Here is an 18,486-nt window from a genome sequence, read left to right as displayed (position 1 = left end):
ACAATGGATGAATGATAAATTATTTGGAAGGGTGTCTTATGGAAAAACAAAACGGGGATATAGTATTGTTCCCAAAATGGAAATCAACTTTGGAGAATACAGGTTTTCAGTCTATTCGCGAGAAGCGGTATGAAGACGCAGTAGAAAGCTTTAAGCTGCTTCTTGAGCACCGCGTTGCGACTCATGAAGTAATCACCGGATTACTAATGGCATGGATTGAGCTGGGACACTATGAAGAAGCAGAGTACCTTTGTCAAGAGCAGATGAAAACAGAAGAAGATCACTATTATCAATATCTACATATTTATATTACGATTCTTTTTCAAGATAATCGGTATCAGGAATTAATCAGTCTATTGGATGAAGTATTTGAGACGGAGGATATGCCCCATCAAAGCCGTACTCAGCTTTGGCAAATGTATGAAGTAAGTAAAAAACTCTTACAGGATGTACATAAAGAAGAAAGTGATAAACTGACGTCCGATTTTAAAAATGCATTGGGGGCCGGTGACTTACATAACCAATGGATAGCGGTCAATCAATTGAAGAAGCAGCCTATACCGAAGGACGTTTCAGTATTTGAAAGCTCTTTGGTTGATGATCAAGTACACCCCATTATTAAAACCGGGATTATTCAATGGTTTAGGGATGAGGGCTTCAACAACAAAATCCGGATTAAGAAATTTGGTTCAGAATGGGACGTCACACCCTCTAAATTAAACACATTTCAATCTGACTACATTATCAAGCAGATTCAATTAAGGCTGGGTTCCATTGAACAAAGCAATCCGACAATGTTTGATTTGATTCATAACTTACTTGATCACTACTGCTTCGTCCGTTATCCGCTCTTCCCATCTGAAGATGAAGTGGATTTTGTAGTGGAGGCTTTAAAACAATTGGGACATGAGTATTTGCAGCTTCCTTATAACTATGATGGACATCCTGAAGAAGTTCATAAATATAAGGAAGAAATTGAACTTTGTGAACAGCATTATATGGTTCTTGTAGGGGAATGAAATCGTTAGACTTTTCATAATTCTTTTGAGGGATGGACAATTGTTGAAAGCACGAATCTTTATGTTATAATGTAGTGGTTGCATATGAGATTCGTGTATAGGTAGAATCATAGAATGAAACAATGATCGTCTACTGACGAAAAGGAAATTATAGATGTTGGAGGGAATTTTTATGTCAGCAAAGTGGGAAAAACAAGAAGGTAATCAGGGGACACTAACAGTTGAAGTGCCTGCTGAGGATTTCAACAATGCTTTAGATGAAGCATTCAAAAAAGTAGTAAAGCAAGTGCAGGTGCCAGGTTTCCGTAAAGGTAAAGTACCTCGTAAATTATTCGAACAACGTTTCGGAGTAGAATCACTTTATCAGGATGCTATTGATATCGTTCTTCCAAAAGCGTATTCAGACGCTGTAGAAGAAACTGGTATTGAGCCTGTAGACCGTCCTGAAGTGGATGTGCAGCAAATCGAAAAAGGAGAGCCGCTTGTATTTACTGCTGAAGTAACAGTAAAACCAGAAGTTAAACTGGGTGAATACAAAGGATTAACTTACGAAGAGCAAAGCACTGAAGTAACGGACGAAGACGTTGAAAACGAACTTCAGCAGCAGCAAGAGCGCCAAGCTGAACTTGTTGTGAAAGAAGACGGTGCAGTTGAAGATGGAGATACCGTTGTTATGGACTTTGAAGGTTTTGTCGATGGCGAAGCTTTTGAAGGCGGCCAGGCTGAGAACTATTCTCTTGAAATTGGTTCTGGTTCTTTCATTCCAGGATTTGAAGAACAGCTGGTTGGTAAGAAAACAGGAGAAGAAACTGATGTTACAGTGACGTTCCCTGAAGAATATCATGCAGAAGATCTTGCAGGTAAAGAAGCTACTTTCAAAGTAACGATTCACGAAGTAAAAGGAAAAGAACTTCCTGAACTTGATGATGAGTTTGCTAAAGATGTAGATGAAGAAGTTGAATCTCTGGATGAACTGAAGAAGAAAACTCGTGAGCGTTTGGAAGAGCAGAAGAAAACAGATGCTGAAAACCAAAAGCGCGACACTCTAGTTCAAAAGGCTTCTGAAAATGCAGAAGTAGAAATTCCACAATCCATGGTGGATACAGAACTTGACCGCATGGTCAGCGAGTTTGAACAACGCCTTCAAATGCAAGGCATGACGAAAGACATGTACTTCCAGTTCACTGGTCAAGATGAAGATGCTTTACGCGAACAAATGCAAGAAGATGCAGGCAAGCGTGTGAAAACAAATCTTACACTTGAAGCAATTGCTGAAGCTGAAAACGTTGAAGCTAACGAAGAAGACGTGAATGCTGAGCTTGAAAAGATGGCTTCCACGTATCAGACTGACGTAGCTCAACTAACACAAATGCTTGGCGGTAACACGGACATGGTCAAAGAAGACTTAAAAGTCCGTAAAGCAATTGACGTGTTAGCTGAAAATAGTAAACCTGAATAATAAAAATAGAAGACAAGGGGACTTAGGCACCCCTTGTCTTCTCCTATATTTTTCGTTCCTTATAAAATCTAGTTTTATCGAAGATGATGAATGAATATCTCTTGTTTTTACATATAATATAGATATACCTATCAGTTGACTTCTAAGTTATATGTCTACATAATGAGGTTGATGTAATAGTATTCGCACACCTCTCTATGGGTATTGCTTTTTTGTTTGTCGTTAATCTGGTATGATGGGCAAAAGAAACGGATGCACAGCAGCCACGATTGAGCAGTCGCAATCAACTATTGCGTCATTTTATAAAGGGGTGAAGGTTATGTTTAAATTTAATGAAGAAAAAGGACAATTGAAATGTTCTTTCTGTGGGAAAAGTCAAGAGCAAGTTAGAAAATTAGTGGCTGGCCCTGGCGTATATATATGTGATGAGTGTATTGAGCTATGTACAGAAATCGTAGAAGAAGAGCTGGGCAATGAAGAGGAAGTGGAATTTAAAGAAGTTCCAAAACCTCAGGAAATACGCGGAATTCTGAACGACTACGTCATCGGGCAGGATCAAGCTAAGAAAAACTTATCAGTAGCTGTTTACAATCACTACAAGCGTATTAACGCTGGAGTAAAAAATGATGATGTAGAACTAGCTAAAAGTAACATTCTTATGCTTGGACCGACCGGGAGCGGTAAAACGTTGCTTGCTCAGACATTGGCTCGTATTTTGAATGTTCCATTTGCTATCGCAGATGCAACATCATTGACGGAAGCTGGATATGTAGGTGAAGATGTAGAAAACATTCTTCTCAAACTGATTCAAGCAGCTGATTACGATGTTGAAAAAGCAGAAAAAGGAATTATTTATATCGATGAGATTGATAAGGTAGCTCGGAAATCTGAGAACCCTTCCATCACTCGTGATGTTTCTGGTGAAGGTGTGCAGCAGGCACTGCTTAAGATTCTTGAGGGCACTCAAGCCAGCGTTCCTCCACAAGGCGGAAGAAAGCATCCTCATCAAGAATTCATCCAGATCGATACGACTAACGTTCTATTTATCGTCGGTGGTGCATTTGATGGGATTGAGCAGATCATTAAACGCCGTTTAGGTAAAAAAGTTATAGGTTTCGGCTCAGGTCAAGTAGACGTAGACGCCGAGAAAAGTGAACTTTTAACAAAAGTTTTACCAGAAGACCTGCTTAGTTACGGTTTGATTCCTGAATTTATCGGCCGTCTTCCTGTAATTGGAAGCCTGGAGCAATTAGATGAGGAAGCACTCGTGGAAATTCTTACGGCTCCTAAGAATGCATTGGTCAAGCAGTATCAAAAGCTTCTGCAAATCGACCATGTGGAATTAGAGTTTGAAGAAGAAGCACTGCGTGAGATTGCGCGCTTAGCAATTGAACGTAAAACAGGCGCTCGTGGTCTCCGTTCAATCATCGAAGGAATCATGTTAGACGTTATGTACGAACTTCCATCAAGAGACGATATTGAAAAATGTGTCATAACGAAGGATACAGTTGTTGAAGAAAGCAGCTATCCTAAGTTGATTTTGACTGATGGTACGGTAGAAGATGAGAACAAGGAATCAGGTAAAGAGAGTGCTTAATTAAGCCTTTTAACATTTTTCGATTTTTTATGAAAACCGCGCTGCGATCAGTTTGTAGCGCGGTTTCTGCTGTACATAGGTTCTTTTTTAGCATGATTCACTGGCCGCGTGTTTATAATAGAACTAACGCTCGTAGTTTTTAAGTACGGCTATAGTCTTTAGACCTATTCCTTACGTTTTACTTTCCACTTGGATTTCTATATGATTAACATACAATTCGCATTATTTGGAGGTGCAATCCTTGTCAGAAAAACATAAAATACAGTTACCCCTCCTTCCTCTTAGAGGTCTTTTAGTGTACCCTTCGATGGTACTACACCTTGATGTAGGTAGAGACAAATCAGTTAATGCCTTAGAGCAAGCGATGATTGAAAACAACGAAATATTTCTCGTTTCACAAAAAGAAGTGAATATCGATGATCCCTCAGCAGAGGATATGTATGATATAGGTACAGTTGCGCGCGTGAAACAAATGGTTAAACTCCCTAACGGAACGAATCGAGTTCTTGTAGAAGGACTTTACCGAGCGAGTGTAGAACATATCCGCACAGGAGAAGAGTTTTATGAAGCGGATGTCGTAAGAGTAGAGGATATCCATGAAGATCATAACGAAGAAGAAGCTTTAATGCGTACTTTGCTCAATCAGTTTGAGCAGTATGTCAAAGTGTCTAAAAAGGTGAGTAAAGAGACGTATAATACTGTAGCGGATGTAGATGAACCAAGCCACCTGGCTGACATCGTGACCTCACATCTGCCAATAAAAATAAAAGAAAAGCAAAGCGTTCTTGAAACTGCTAACGTCAAGCAGCGTTTGAAGCATTTGATCGAATTGATCGGAAATGAACGAGACGTGCTTCAAATTGAACAAAAAATCGGACAGCGTGTTAAGAAATCGATGGAAAAAACGCAGAAAGAATACTATTTGCGTGAGCAGATGAAGGCCATCCAAAACGAACTCGGTGATAAAGATGGAAAGTCTGGAGAGGTTTCAGAGCTCAGGGAGAAAATTAAAGAAGCTAATATGCCTGAACGTGTAGAAAAGGTAGCAGAAAAGGAGCTGGGCCGTTATGAAAAGGTTCCACAAAGCTCTGCAGAAAGCTCTGTCATCCGTAATTATATCGAATGGCTGGTTTCTTTGCCGTGGACAACAGAAACAGAGGACAATTTAGATGTGAATCATGCGGAAACCATTCTGGATGAAGATCATTACGGCTTAGAAAAAGTGAAAGAGCGCGTACTGGAGTACTTAGCTGTGCAGCAGCTCACCAATTCGATTAAAGGGCCTATCCTTTGCTTAGTCGGCCCGCCCGGAGTAGGTAAAACCTCTCTGGCCAAGTCAATTGCAAGAGCGATCAACCGTAAGTTTGTGCGCGTGTCACTTGGAGGTGTCCGTGATGAAGCTGAAATACGTGGCCATCGACGTACGTATATTGGTGCGATGCCTGGTCGCGTTATCCAGGGGATGAAACGTGCTGAGACGGTAAACCCTGTCTTTTTATTGGATGAAATTGATAAGATGGCAAGTGATTTTCGCGGCGATCCGTCTTCCGCAATGCTTGAAGTACTTGATCCTGAGCAAAACAATACGTTCAGCGACCACTTCATTGAAGAACATTATGATCTATCTAACGTTATGTTCGTGGCTACCGCAAATACGATGAACTCGATACCCGGCCCATTGCTTGACCGTATGGAAGTCATATCAATTGCTGGATATACAGAGGTGGAGAAGCTTCATATCGCTAAAGAGCATTTGCTTCCTAAACAGATCAAGGAAAATGGCTTAACGAAAAGCAAAGTCCAGTTCAAAGATGAAGCGCTATTGAAGCTGATTCGTATGTATACGAGGGAAGCCGGCGTGCGTAATTTAGAAAGAGAATTGGCAGGCGTCTGCAGAAAAGCAGCGAAGATCATCGTCTCTGGCAAGAAAAAACGTGTCGTAGTAACTGAAAATCAGCTGGAGGAGCTTTTAGGGCGCCCTAAATTCCGTTATGGGCAAGCAGAGCTTGAAGATCAAGTCGGAGCTGCAACAGGATTGGCTTACACCTCTGCAGGAGGAGATACGCTATCCATTGAAGTTTCTATTTATCCTGGTAAAGGCAACCTGACCTTGACCGGTAAATTAGGCGATGTCATGAAAGAATCAGCACAGGCTGCGTTCAGCTATATCCGTACACGTGCTGACGATTTGAAAATTGATCGCGATTTTGTTGAAAAGAATGATATTCATATTCACGTTCCTGAAGGAGCTACACCTAAAGATGGCCCTTCAGCCGGTATTACCATGGCTACAGCCTTGGTCTCAGCCCTTACAGGAAGAGCTGTAAAGAAAGAGGTAGGCATGACTGGTGAAATCACTCTGCGCGGGCGTGTGCTCCCTATCGGAGGGCTGAAGGAAAAATCGTTAAGTGCTCATAGAGCAGGACTTACAAAAATCATTATTCCAGCAGATAACGAAAAAGATTTGGATGACATTCCTGAAAGCGTGAGGGAAGGTCTTACATTCATCCCGGTTAAACATTTGGATGAGGTGTTAGAACAAGCTTTAACGGAGGATAATCATGAAGGTTAACCAGGCAGATATCGTGATCAGTGCAGCGAGTAAAAAACAATATCCTAAAGATCTTATTCCGGAAATTGCGTTAGCTGGCCGTTCCAATGTAGGTAAGTCTTCATTTATTAATAAAATGATTTTAAGGAAAAATCTAGCCAGGACTTCTTCTAAACCAGGCAAAACGCAGACATTGAATTTTTATATCATCAATGATAAATTCCATTTTGTCGATGTTCCAGGCTATGGGTATGCGAAAGTGTCTAAAAAGGAAAGAGCTAAATGGGGAGAAATGATGGAAGAGTATTTCTCAGAACGAGAACAGCTTCGAGCGACTGCTCTTGTCATCGATATCCGCCATAAGCCGACTGAAGATGACTGCATGATGTATGATTTCCTCAAACACTTTGAGCTTCCTGTGATGGTCATTGCGACGAAACTAGATAAGATAAAAAAAGGTCAAAGAAAAAAACAGCTCCAATTGATTTCTTCAACGCTTCAGATGGAAGAAGAGGATCTGTTGATTCCTTTCTCCGCTGAAACTGGAGAGGGCAAGGATTTAGCATGGAGAAAAATGCTGGAGTATTTAAACATTTGAAAGTAACCACTCCTATTGGGGTGGTTTTTTTCTGAAGGTACGGAGGAGGCAGTCTTATGAATGAAGGCAGAGAGATGGTAACCGTAAAGAATCTAAATAAATATTTTGGTGATTTACACGTATTAAAAAACATAAATTTTAAAGTGAGGGAAAGTGAAGTAGTTTGCCTTATCGGCTCGAGTGGATCTGGCAAAAGTACACTGCTCCGGTGTCTAAATTTTTTAGAAATGCTTAACAGCGGCGTCGTCATGATTAAAGGACAAGCTGTAGACCCAAAGAAAAATAACTTAAATGACGTTCGTCAAAAAGTCGGGATGGTGTTTCAGCAATTTAATTTATTTCCTCATAAAACCGTCCTTGAAAATGTAACCGAAGCTCCTATTCAGGTGAAAAAGGAAAAAAAGACGGATGCTGAACAAGAAGCCCTGGCCTTACTGAAGAAGGTTGGGTTATTAGAAAAAGCGAACGATTATCCTTCTAAGCTTTCCGGAGGGCAGATGCAAAGAGTAGCGATTGCAAGAGCACTAGCCATGAAGCCGGAAATCATGCTGTTTGACGAACCAACTTCTGCTCTGGATCCGGAGCTCGTCGGTGAGGTCCTGCAGACAATTAAAACATTAGCGAGTGAAGGGATGACGATGGTCGTCGTAACTCATGAAATGGGATTTGCCAGAGAGGTCGCCGATCGTGTAGTTTATATGCATGAGGGTAGAATTGTAGAGGTTGGCGACCCTGAGGAGATTTTTGATCATCCAAAAGAGGAACGAACAAAAGCTTTCTTAAGCTCGATATTATAATAAAAAAGGCTGTAAAGTAATTCACTTCATAATTTGAAGAAGATGGTACATCACATTATCAAAAGGCGTCAGTGTCTTATTAAAATCTTAGTTGTTCCACTAATGCTCACTATTCTTGAAGACTCAGCTTCGAGATTTTGTATAAGGATATGGTGACTTCAGAAAACGGATCGCTTTCCGTGGGCATGTGGTGAGCTTCCTCGAGGGGCGGCGGGGAATGGGGAGACACCTGTGGGAAGAGAGTGCTTGGTGAACTCCCAAGGAAAGCGAGCCATTCCCCGCCGACCTGACCCCCTCACTCAATGTCTCGAAATCAATTCTTTCACTATCCTGCCAGTTTGTTCAAGACATAAAGAAAGCGTAGACGAAGTTAATTGCCCGTCTAATTTATTGCAACGTTAGTAATCTCAGCTCGAAAAGCTGATTAAGAACTATATAAAACAAAAAATGCCTAACAAATTGATAGACATTTCAGACTGCATTTTCTAGCTGCAATCGGGAATGGAAACCGTTATCCTATAAAAAATATCTCAGACTTATAAGATATCCCTGATTTTACAAAGTGCATCTATTTTCTTTTCATTAAAAATAGTCCTGCTGCAATTAGGACGACAGGCCAAAACTGTTCAATCCAGCCCGTCAATGTATATAAGAAGCTGAACCAACCGGGGTTTGACGTAGAGAAAAAACCGAAACCAGCTAATCCTAGTAATCCTAATGCTGGTAGAATCCCAGATTTCGATTTCGAATACTTAAGCAAAAAGCCGATACCGATAATTAAAGGATACATGGCCCAATGATCGATCCAAAATGAATAATGATTCTGTCCGTGAAAATGAACGCCCAGTCCTGTAAGTATAAAACCAGGGAGAATGTTCGTATAATCTTTTGACACATAGCTATGTATCAAAAAGGCAGCCCCAATTATGATAAGAATGGTAGGCCAAGAGTAAAATTGACTGAAATAGGGTATATTTAATTGGCGAAGAAGAAAATAAATGCCGAGACCAATCAATAGATAGCCAGCGAAAGAGTTTTGTTTTTTCAATGATAATTCCTCCATAAATACATAGCTGCAAAATGCTTTTCTTGCGCAATTTGTAATGATTTGTTATATTACAAACGGGTTATAAATTAGACTCGTTCTAAACAAATATCAATGATTAATGATTATAAGTTCATCCTAACATAAGGATTTCAAATTCTGTTCATATTTTTTCTCTAAAATTTCATTTTGTTCATGTTATAATGGTTTATATGTAACGGACTAGGAACGTTGAGATGGGGGTATTCGTAGTGCATATTTTAACAATAGGACTAAATTATAAAACAGCCCCTGTGGAAATTCGAGAAAAATTGACGTTTTCTGAAGACCACATTGAAGAGGCGATGCAGAAGCTGAGTACTCAAAAAAGTGTGCTGGAAAATGTCATTATATCTACCTGCAATCGTACGGAAATTTATGCAGTTGTAGATCAGCTTCATACTGGACGATATTATATTAAGAAATTTTTAGCTGATTGGTTTGAGATGGATAAAGAACAATTTTCTCCATTCTTATCGATCTATGAAGCGGATGGCGCGATGGAGCATTTGTTCCGTGTGACGTCAGGTCTCGATTCCATGGTATTAGGCGAAACTCAAATATTAGGACAAATAAAGCAAGCGTTTCAAAGAGCACAGGAAGCCGGAACGACGGGAACAATCTTTAACCAGCTTTTTAAACAAGGGGTTACGATGTCGAAAAAGGCTCATAAAGATACAGAAATTGGTGGAAATGCCGTCTCTGTAAGCTATGCCGCTGTGGAACTTGCCCGAAAGATTTTCGGAGATTTAGTTCATAAGCATATTGTAATTGTCGGTGCCGGAAAGATGGGCGAGCTTGCGGCTAAAAACCTGCACGGTTCAGGTGTGAAAAAAGTCACTGTATTAAACCGTACGTTATCCAAAGCACGAATGGTAGCGGAACAGTTCAATGGACAAGCCAGGACGATGGATAACCTTGAAGAAGTGTTGACGGATGCGGATATCGTGATAACATCAACAGGTTCTTCAGAATATGTCGTGACTAAAGAAAATATGGAGCCTATTCACAAGAAACGAAAAGGTAAGCCTTTGTTTTTCGTAGATATTGCCGTACCTCGAAATCTGGATCCGGCTATGGAAAACTTAGATAGTGTCTTTTTATATGATATTGATGATCTTCAAGGAATTGTTGATTCAAATTTGGCGGTCAGAAAGCAGGCAGCCGAAGAGATCGAAATCATGATTGAAGCAGAGATCGTAGCGTTTAAAGAATGGCTTCAGACGATAGGTGTTGTCCCTGTCATTTCAGCTCTGCGGGCTAAAGCGATGGGCATTCAGGCGGAAACGATGGAAAGCATTGAACGGAAAATGCCCGAGCTGACGGAGCGAGAAAGAAAAGTGTTGAACAAACACACGAAGAGCATCATCAATCAAATGCTTAAAGATCCTATTCTGCAAGTGAAAGAACTTAGTGCTAAACCAGAATCTGAGGAATCTTTGCGTCTTTTCACGCAAATTTTCGGCATTGAAGAAGAAGTGGAAAAGGAACTGGAAGAACAAGAGAGAAAAGCACAATCCACCGTAAAGTCGACGGATGAAGAAAATTTCACCTTTCCAGCTCTTCGTAAGATTGTGAATTCATAGGGTGGAGTCAGCGATGTTCGAGCTCAAATGGATTTATGAACTGATCCTTTTACTTTATGGACTGAGCTTAATAGGATATTTTATTGATTTCATTCAAAATAACCGGAAGGCTAATGTGTTTGCCTTCTGGTTACTTAGTTTGGTTTGGGGTTTGCAAACCTTTTTTTTATTGGCACAAGTCTTTATTAAAGAAAATTTACCGGTCATGAACGTTTATGATGGGCTCTATTTCTACGCATGGATCCTTGTCACTTTTTCCTTGATTATCAACCGTTTTTTCAGAGTGGATTTTCTTGTGTTTTTTACAAATCTATTAGGGTTCCTTGTGATGCTGCTTCATATTTCCACGCGTGCGCAAAGTGTAATGGATGATGAAGGAGTGGCATTGGTTCATGAGATGCTCGTCGTGCATATTACTCTGGCTCTCATTTCTTATGGATTTTTCACCCTGTCCTTCACTTTTTCACTAATGTATTTATTGCAGTACCGGCTGCTAAAACAGAAACAATGGAATGCTAAACTGTTTCGACTTGGAGACTTGACTAAACTCGATCATTTCTCTTATATAGCTGTCATACTTGGCATGCCTCTGCTATTGATCGCTTTGATTCTAGGAATCACGTGGGGGTATGTTTCTGAAGATACTTTTTATTGGTACGATTCTAAAACATTAGGTTCTATTCTCGTGCTGATCGTCTATGGGGTCTACTTGTTCCTTAGGGTTGTTAAAGGGTATCAGGGCAGGGCCATTTCACTCTTTAATAGTGCGGCATTTTTATTTTTATTGATTAACTTCTTTTTATTTGGATCGTTATCGAATTTTCATTTCTAAGCTGAGGAGGATGTAAGGTGCGTAAAATAGTCATTGGCTCGCGTAAAAGTAATTTGGCGATCACTCAAACTGAATGGGTAATCGACCAGTTGAAGAAAGTAGACCCTTCTTATGATTTTGAAATCAAGAGGATTTCTACAAAAGGGGATCGTGTCCTCGATGTCACCTTGTCTAAAGTAGGAGGGAAAGGTCTATTCATTAAAGAGATCGAACAAGCTATGTATGACGAAGAAATAGATATGGCTGTTCACAGTATGAAAGATATGCCATCTGAAGTCGCTGATGGCTTGACGATTGCTTCCATTCCTTTGCGTGAGGATCACAGAGATGCTTTCATTTCAAACGATCATGTAGCTTTGAAAGATCTTAAGGAGGGCGCTGTCGTAGGTACAAGCAGCTTGCGCAGAGGCTCTCAAATTAAAGCCTTCCGGCCGGATTTGGAAATTCAATGGATTCGTGGGAATATTGACACGCGGTTGAAAAAACTCAAAGAAGAAGATTTCGATGCGATCGTACTAGCTGCAGCAGGGCTTAAGCGTATGGGCTGGGATGATGAGCTAGTGACCGAATATTTAGAAGAAGATGTATGTGTTTCGGCAGTAGGTCAGGGTGCGCTGGCGCTGCAATGCAGAGAAACAGATACGGAGCTTCTGAATTTCCTTAAAAAAATTAATCATGAGTATACGGAAAAAACGGTTACAGCGGAACGCAAATTTCTTCATGATTTAAATGGAGGCTGTCAGGTGCCTATTGGTGGTTATGCTTATCTTGAAGGTGACAATGTCATTTTGACAGCTCTTGTAGGCAAACCAGATGGCTCGGCTATTCTTCATGAAAGGGTCAAAGGCAAGGACCCTGTAGAAGTAGGCAGAGAAGCAGCTGATCAACTAAAAGCACAAGGTGCTGTAAGCATAGTGGAGAAAGCGAAACAGGAGTACGGGCAGTAATGACCCTTCTAGAAGGCAAGAAAGTGTTAGTAACACGGGCTATAGAGCAATCGGAAGGTCTGCTTTTAAATCTGCAGGAATCGGGGGCTGAGGTCATCCATGAGCCCCTGATTCAATTTCAGTTCAATGAAAACATTAATAATAAATCGATTTTGACTAAACTTCACGATTTCAGCTGGGTTTTCTTAACAAGCTCTAATGGCGTGAAGTTTTTTTTCGAATGGATGAAGAGAAACGATCTCAGCCCCCCTTCCCAATGGCGATGGGCGGTCGTAGGTGATAAAACAAGGCAAACGCTCAGAGAGTTCGGTATACAGGCCGACTTTGTACCCGGTCAGTTTGAAGCTGAAGCTATGGCGGAGGAATATTTATCACTGTACAAGCATCCCGGTCCGACTCTATTTGTTCGCGGGAATTTATCAAAAGATACTCTTTTAAAATCATTTAGAGCCAAGGGCGTTCTTTTTGAAACATTCACTGTATATGATACCCTACTATTAAAAGAGTCGAATGACATACTTAACCATTTGAACACGTTGGATGCTCTTACATTTACCAGTCCTTCCACAATCCATGCTTTTATAAAAATTGTTGAAAATAGAAAAGCAGAGGCCTTACGTATTCCTTGTTTCTGTATCGGTTCAACGACTGCTGACGAAGCTTTTTCCGAGGGCTTTCAACAAGTGTATTTTCCGGACAGGTTTACAGTGGAGGATATGATTCAGCAAATGATCGATTATTTCACGAAAGAAGGTAAGTGAACATGAAAGATATGCAATTCAAAAGACATCGCCGCTTGAGAAAAACAGAATCTATGCGAGCACTGGTGCGGGAAACGCACCTGCGTAAAGAAGATCTTATCTACCCTATCTTTGTAGTGGAGGGTGAACAAATAAAAAACGCTGTAGCCTCTATGCCAGGAGTGCATCAAGTATCTCTTGATCATCTATCTGAGGAAATGAATGAACTTGAACAATTAGGCATCCGTTCTGTCATTTTGTTTGGAGTGCCTAATGAAAAGGATGAAGTGGGAAGCCAGGCTTATCACAATGAGGGAATCGTTCAGCAGGCAACTCGTCATGTAAAAGAAGCTCATCCATCTTTAACCGTAATTGCGGATACGTGTTTATGCCAATATACTGATCACGGCCACTGCGGTGTCGTACGAGACGGGGAAATCGCGAATGACGAATCTCTTGAACTTATTACTAAAACAGCTGTGAGCCAGGCTGAAGCGGGCGCGGATATCATCGCTCCTTCAAATATGATGGATGGATTTGTAGCAGCAATCAGAAAGGGGCTGGATGATGCAGGGTATAGCCATGTCCCCGTTATGTCCTATGCGGTTAAATATGCTTCTGCGTTTTATGGTCCATTTCGTGATGCTGCCCACAGCTCTCCGCAGTTCGGTGACCGCAGAGCCTATCAAATGGATCCAGCAAACCGTTTGGAAGCCATGAGAGAAGCAGAGTCTGATGTAGATGAGGGAGCAGACTTCCTTATAGTAAAGCCTGCCTTGTCATACCTTGATATTATGAGAGAGGTAAAGGACCGCTTTAATTTACCGCTGGTGGCTTATAATGTCAGTGGTGAATATTCAATGATCAAAGCAGCCGCAGCTAATGGCTGGGTGAATGAGGAAGAAATTGTGATGGAAAAGCTGACATCCATGAAGCGTGCAGGTGCTGATTTGATTATTACCTACTTTGCAAAAGATGCAGCTCGATATTTAGATAAGTAAAGGAAGAAAGGATGCTGTAAATGAAAAAATTCGAACGCTCTGTCGCCGCTTATAAAGAAGCCGTGGATTTAATGCCTGGAGGAGTGAACTCACCAGTACGTGCATTCAACTCGGTCAAGATGGATCCGATTTTTATGGAAAAAGGAAAAGGTTCGAAAATTGCAGATATCGATGGCAATGAATATATTGATTATGTATTGAGCTGGGGCCCTTTAATTTTGGGGCACGCAGACGATCGTGTCGTCGATTCATTAAAAAAAACGACGGAACTTGGAACCAGCTTTGGGGCACCTACTCAGGTGGAAAATGACTTAGCACAGCTGGTAATTGATCGAGTTCCTTCTATAGAAATGCTCCGGATGGTCAATTCTGGAACAGAAGCTACCATGAGTGCTCTTCGGGTAGCGAGAGGGTATACTGGGCGTGACAAAATCCTTAAATTCGAAGGGAATTATCATGGTCACGGGGATTCCCTTTTAATAAAAGCGGGTTCTGGTGTAGCTACACTAGGGCTACCTGACTCACCAGGTGTCCCGGCCTCTATTGCAGAGAATACTATTACGGTTCCTTATAATGATATGGAAAGCGTCAAGTATGTATTTGAGGAATTTGGCAAGGATTTAGCAGCTGTTATTATTGAACCTGTTTCAGGAAATATGGGGGTAGTTCCACCGCAAGAAGGCTTCTTGGAGCAGCTTCGCGAAATTACTGAGGATCATGGCACGTTGCTTATTTTTGATGAAGTAATGACCGGTTTTCGTGTCGGGTACGAAAGTGCTCAAGGTCACTTTGGAGTCACTCCTGATATGACTTGTCTCGGTAAAGTGATAGGCGGCGGCCTTCCGGTCGGTGCGTATGGTGGAAAGCGAAAAATCATGGAACGAGTAGCTCCTGTTGGCGACATTTATCAGGCAGGAACTCTATCTGGTAACCCTCTGGCAATGACCGCTGGGTATGAAACGTTGAAAGCTATGAACGAAGAAGCTTATCAAAAAATAGGAGAAAAAGTCGATCGACTTGTGGAAGGTTTCAAGGCTGCTGCTGAGAAATACAGCATTCCACTAACCGTAAATAGAGCTGGTTCAATGGTGGGTGTCTTTTTCAATGAAGATCCCGTGGTCAACTTTGAAACTGCAAATGCTTCTAATCTGGACATGTTCGCAAAATATTATCAAGGAATGATTGAAGAAGGTATTTTCCTTCCGCCTTCTCAATTTGAAGGATTGTTCTTATCTACCGCTCATACTGAGGAAGATATAGAAAAAACAATTAAAGCCGTGGAACAAGTTTTCAGTAATTTATAATTTCGCAAAAGGTTCTGTACTCCATTCCTTCAGCTGTGAGTAAACCACACAGATGAAATCAATTCAGCTGAATAGTCACCTATAAAAAATCGCTCTGTTTCGTTTTTTTGTTAAAGCTTAGTCGCTTACATTAAAACAATTGGAGCGATTTTTTATTATAAAAAATTAATTCGTGCGATCGTTGATTAGAGGTGTGATTTTTAACTGTTCATTGATCGTAATGAGGGGAAGGTGTTTTTAGGAATGGGCTCGCTTTCCTTGGGAGCTTGGTGAGTCTCTGGATTGTCAACACAAAACTAGACAATTTCATTAAGGTGTTTCTTCTTGAATTCTATAGGACTAAGGTAGTTGAGAGTGCCATGAATGCGAATATGATTGTACCAGTGGACATAATCAAATAAAGCCAGATCTAATTGTTCTTGAGATTCAAAGGTTTCTCCATAAACAAATTCTGTCTTAATCACCTTATAAGTAGCTTCAGCGACTGCATTATCATAAGGGCATCCTTTCATACTTAAAGAACGATCAATTTGAAAGGTTTCAAGTAAATCTTCAATGGCTTGATTCTTAAATTCACTTCCGCGATCCGTATGAAAAAGAGCTAATTCATCAAGGTTTCCATCTATTGAAGCGAAGGCTTTTTGAACCAGGGCTGCATCTTTTTGTGGGCCCGAGCTATAGCCGATAATTTCACGGTTATACAAATCCAAAATCGTACAGACATAATGCCATTTTGTGTGAACGCGCACATAAGTTAGGTCACTGACCACGACCTTACGAGCCTGGTCTTGAGTGAATTCACGATTCAACGTATTCCCTTGCTTTGACTCATTACACGCACTCTTCGTCGGTTTGAATTGAGCGATGGTGTATTTCGAGACAAGCCCCTGTTCTTTCATGATTCGCCCAATCCTTCGACGAGAGACCTGAGAGCCTTTTTTATGGAGCTCATGCTTGATTTTTCGAGTGCCGTAGTTTTGACGGCTTTCGTGAAAGATCTCGGTAATCTGAGACGTCAGATCATCCGCCTCAGAAGAGTCTTTTTCTTTCGCTTCATAATAAAATGTACTTTTAGGAAGTTGTAGGACGGCACACATTGCTGATACCGAGTAACGGTGACGGTTGTTCTGGATCACCTTTACTTTCGTCCCATGATCAGCGCCGCTTGCTTTAAAACATCAACCTCCATCATAAGACGCTGATTTTCTTTTTTCAGCCTGATATTTTCATTTTGTTCAGCTGTCCGGTTGTCTTCTTCCTTGAAAGAACCCGTATTTCTAAACTGACTAAGCCAACGATCAAAGGCGGAAGATGATAATTCGTATTCTTTTAAAATTTCTTTTCTCGGTTTTCCGTTTTCATTTAACTGCACCACTTGCTTCTTAAATTCATCAGTAAAGTTACGGCGATTCCTTGGGGTCATGTTTAGTCTCCTTGATTGAAATATTTAGTAAAGTGTAACTGACCTTAACGAAACTGTCCAAACAAGTGTAACCTTTCCACTCCTCGAGCTAACGCTCTGCGGGGCCTCATCAATCACTCTCTTCCTACAGGTGTCTCGCAATTCCCCGGAGCTTTTAGCGATGATTAAGTGGAACGAAAACTTCCGTTGCGTCCCTCTAAACATGTCGAAGCTGAGTCGATAAAGGAGAAAGACTACTTCTAAAACGTTCAGGATAGTTCCTTTTTCTTTTCCTAATGTATATCAAAGAAATTCATGCATACGTTTTAAGTAGGTGACTTTGTTGATTAATTAGGGGAGGGAATGGAATACATGCAAAACAATCAGGAATTTACATTTTATTTAGATGAGTCTCTGTGGTTCAAGGAAGGACAGGGAGTAAATGAATTATTAGGCATATCATTGGACCCTGATGTATCTATTACAGATTTAGGAGAAGAAGTAAGGCTTCATGGATTTGTCGTGCTGTCTGGGGAATATATACCGAACCCGGACATTGAGCCATACAGAAACCAAGATGCTATTCCTGTCGGTCGAGTATTGGAGGTAGCCGATGCAGAAGATGGAGTGGCAGAGTTTTCTCATTCATTTCCAGTTGAAATTACTGTAGCCAAAGATCGAGTCGATGATTTAGATGAAGTAGTAATAAACATTGAAAGTTTCGATTACGAATTACCTGAACCTGCAAACTTGAGTCTTCATGCTCAAATCAGCATGATGGGCATAAAACAAGAGCAAACGGCTGCCCCTGAAAAAGACGGTCACGAAATGATTACAATTGGCCCTGTCCGGTATACTGAAGAAGAAACGTTGACTGTAGATGAAGTGGATTTGAAGAAAGATTTTGAAGAAGAACCATTGCCAGTTGATGAAGTTTCCTTGTATGAAAATACTGAAGAAGACAGTCTAATGAATGAACGATATGAAACTTATGAGGAAAGCAGCAGGAAAGAGAAAACCCAAAGTTTATCAGAATTTTTCTATACAAATGAGAAAGAGATTGAGGAGACTGAATTAGTTGAGGATGAAGGTGATTCTGAAACATATGAGGTGGAGAATGTATCAAATGTAGAAGAAGAATCCTCGCCATCCGTCAACGGCTTCAAGCAGATATTCCAACACCTCTTTCCAAATAGAGATGAAACGTATACGCAAATGAAGATGTATATAGTACAAGAGGATGAAACCATTCAAATGATCGCTGAACGCTATGAGGTGCCTGTGAAACAGTTAGAGAAAGTGAATGGCGTAGAAGATGAAGTTTCACCAGGGCAAATTGTTTATATTCCGAATTAAATCCACTTCACTCGGAAAGCTAAGTGAAGACCTATACAGACCCCCAGCAATAAAACGTCAAGTGTGGTAGGGAAGATGACGGTTCTGATCAGCTGATAAATACAAATAGGTAACGTCGCTTTTTCAATGACATAGAGCCAATGACGACACCATGGAGGTAACCGATAACGGTACATTCTACTCATATAGACCACCTCTTTCTTTTAAATTTTA

The 18,486-nt window shown here is 40.8% G+C and carries 16 protein-coding genes; 13 read left to right on the top strand and 3 right to left on the bottom strand.

Annotated elements, in window-relative coordinates; genetic code table 11:
- The first annotated feature begins 38 nt into the window (after positions 1–38).
- The 6 genes from LF817_RS03980 (at position 39) to LF817_RS03955 (ending at position 8,021) form a co-directional block, all read left to right on the top strand.
- Complete coding sequence (locus LF817_RS03980) at positions 39–1,019, top strand: tetratricopeptide repeat protein (protein ID WP_253934471.1); 981 nt, start codon at positions 39–41, stop codon at positions 1,017–1,019.
- Positions 1,020–1,191: 172 nt separating this feature from the next.
- Positions 1,192–2,478 carry a trigger factor gene (gene tig, locus LF817_RS03975; protein WP_253934470.1) on the top strand — a complete coding sequence of 429 codons (1,287 nt, stop codon included), beginning with the start codon at positions 1,192–1,194 and terminating at the stop codon, positions 2,476–2,478.
- Between the two features lie 319 nt (positions 2,479–2,797).
- On the top strand, positions 2,798–4,075 hold the full coding sequence (clpX, locus tag LF817_RS03970; RefSeq protein WP_253934469.1) for an ATP-dependent protease ATP-binding subunit ClpX: 1,278 nt from the start codon (positions 2,798–2,800) through the stop codon (positions 4,073–4,075).
- A 307-nt stretch (positions 4,076–4,382) separates the two neighbouring features.
- Complete coding sequence (lon, locus tag LF817_RS03965) at positions 4,383–6,647, top strand: endopeptidase La (RefSeq protein WP_371924995.1); 2,265 nt, start codon at positions 4,383–4,385, stop codon at positions 6,645–6,647.
- Entirely contained in the window at positions 6,637–7,224 is a 588-nt protein-coding gene (gene yihA / locus LF817_RS03960; RefSeq protein ID WP_253934467.1) for a ribosome biogenesis GTP-binding protein YihA/YsxC, read from the top strand. Before lon ends, yihA begins: the two co-directional genes overlap by 11 nt.
- A 74-nt stretch (positions 7,225–7,298) precedes the next feature.
- Positions 7,299–8,021, top strand: a complete 723-nt coding sequence (locus LF817_RS03955; RefSeq protein ID WP_253934561.1) for an amino acid ABC transporter ATP-binding protein — start codon at positions 7,299–7,301, stop codon at positions 8,019–8,021.
- Between the two features lie 568 nt (positions 8,022–8,589).
- Here the strand turns inward: LF817_RS03955 and LF817_RS03950 are convergent.
- Positions 8,590–9,069, bottom strand: coding sequence for a LiaI-LiaF-like domain-containing protein (locus LF817_RS03950; protein WP_253934466.1), 480 nt, complete (start codon positions 9,067–9,069; stop codon positions 8,590–8,592).
- A gap of 248 nt (positions 9,070–9,317) precedes the next feature.
- Between LF817_RS03950 and hemA the strand changes: the two genes are divergently transcribed.
- From hemA to hemL, 6 genes are read left to right on the top strand one after another with little or no spacing between them, the layout of a single operon-like run.
- Entirely contained in the window at positions 9,318–10,691 is a 1,374-nt protein-coding gene (gene hemA / locus LF817_RS03945; protein WP_253934465.1) for a glutamyl-tRNA reductase, read from the top strand.
- 13 nt (positions 10,692–10,704) lie between these two features.
- Positions 10,705–11,523, top strand: coding sequence for a cytochrome c biogenesis protein (locus LF817_RS03940; RefSeq protein ID WP_253934464.1), 819 nt, complete (start codon positions 10,705–10,707; stop codon positions 11,521–11,523).
- Between the two features lie 17 nt (positions 11,524–11,540).
- Entirely contained in the window at positions 11,541–12,470 is a 930-nt protein-coding gene (gene hemC / locus LF817_RS03935) for a hydroxymethylbilane synthase (RefSeq protein WP_253934463.1), read from the top strand.
- Positions 12,470–13,231 (top strand): uroporphyrinogen-III synthase, encoded by a 762-nt coding sequence (locus LF817_RS03930; protein ID WP_253934462.1) that lies wholly within the window; start codon positions 12,470–12,472, stop codon positions 13,229–13,231. Before hemC ends, LF817_RS03930 begins: the two co-directional genes overlap by 1 nt.
- A gap of 2 nt (positions 13,232–13,233) precedes the next feature.
- The gene (gene hemB, locus LF817_RS03925) at positions 13,234–14,211 is read left to right on the top strand and encodes a porphobilinogen synthase (RefSeq protein ID WP_253934461.1); all 978 of its coding nucleotides are present in this window, start codon (positions 13,234–13,236) and stop codon (positions 14,209–14,211) included.
- A gap of 20 nt (positions 14,212–14,231) precedes the next feature.
- Complete coding sequence (gene hemL / locus LF817_RS03920; protein WP_253934460.1) at positions 14,232–15,515, top strand: glutamate-1-semialdehyde 2,1-aminomutase; 1,284 nt, start codon at positions 14,232–14,234, stop codon at positions 15,513–15,515.
- A gap of 296 nt (positions 15,516–15,811) precedes the next feature.
- Here the strand turns inward: hemL and LF817_RS03915 are convergent.
- A protein-coding gene (locus LF817_RS03915) for an IS3 family transposase (RefSeq protein WP_253934459.1) occupies positions 15,812–16,938 on the bottom strand; the annotation gives its coding sequence in 2 pieces (ribosomal slippage) (positions 15,812–16,689 and positions 16,689–16,938; 1,128 coding nt in all).
- A gap of 351 nt (positions 16,939–17,289) precedes the next feature.
- Here LF817_RS03915 and spoVID point away from each other — a divergent pair.
- Positions 17,290–18,273, top strand: coding sequence for a stage VI sporulation protein D (gene spoVID / locus LF817_RS03910; protein WP_253934458.1), 984 nt, complete (start codon positions 17,290–17,292; stop codon positions 18,271–18,273).
- Here the strand turns inward: spoVID and LF817_RS03905 are convergent.
- Positions 18,270–18,458: a hypothetical protein gene (locus LF817_RS03905; protein WP_253934457.1), complete on the bottom strand. Its 189-nt coding sequence runs from the start codon at positions 18,456–18,458 to the stop codon at positions 18,270–18,272. The two genes, spoVID and LF817_RS03905, sit on opposite strands and share 4 nt — an antisense overlap.
- Positions 18,459–18,486: the final 28 nt, after the last annotated feature.

The sequence above is a fragment of the Halobacillus sp. A1 genome (assembly GCF_024189295.1).
In the GTDB taxonomy this organism is placed as follows: Bacteria; Bacillota; Bacilli; order Bacillales; family Halobacillaceae; genus Halobacillus_A.
This window is presented reverse-complemented; position numbering and strand designations above follow the sequence as displayed.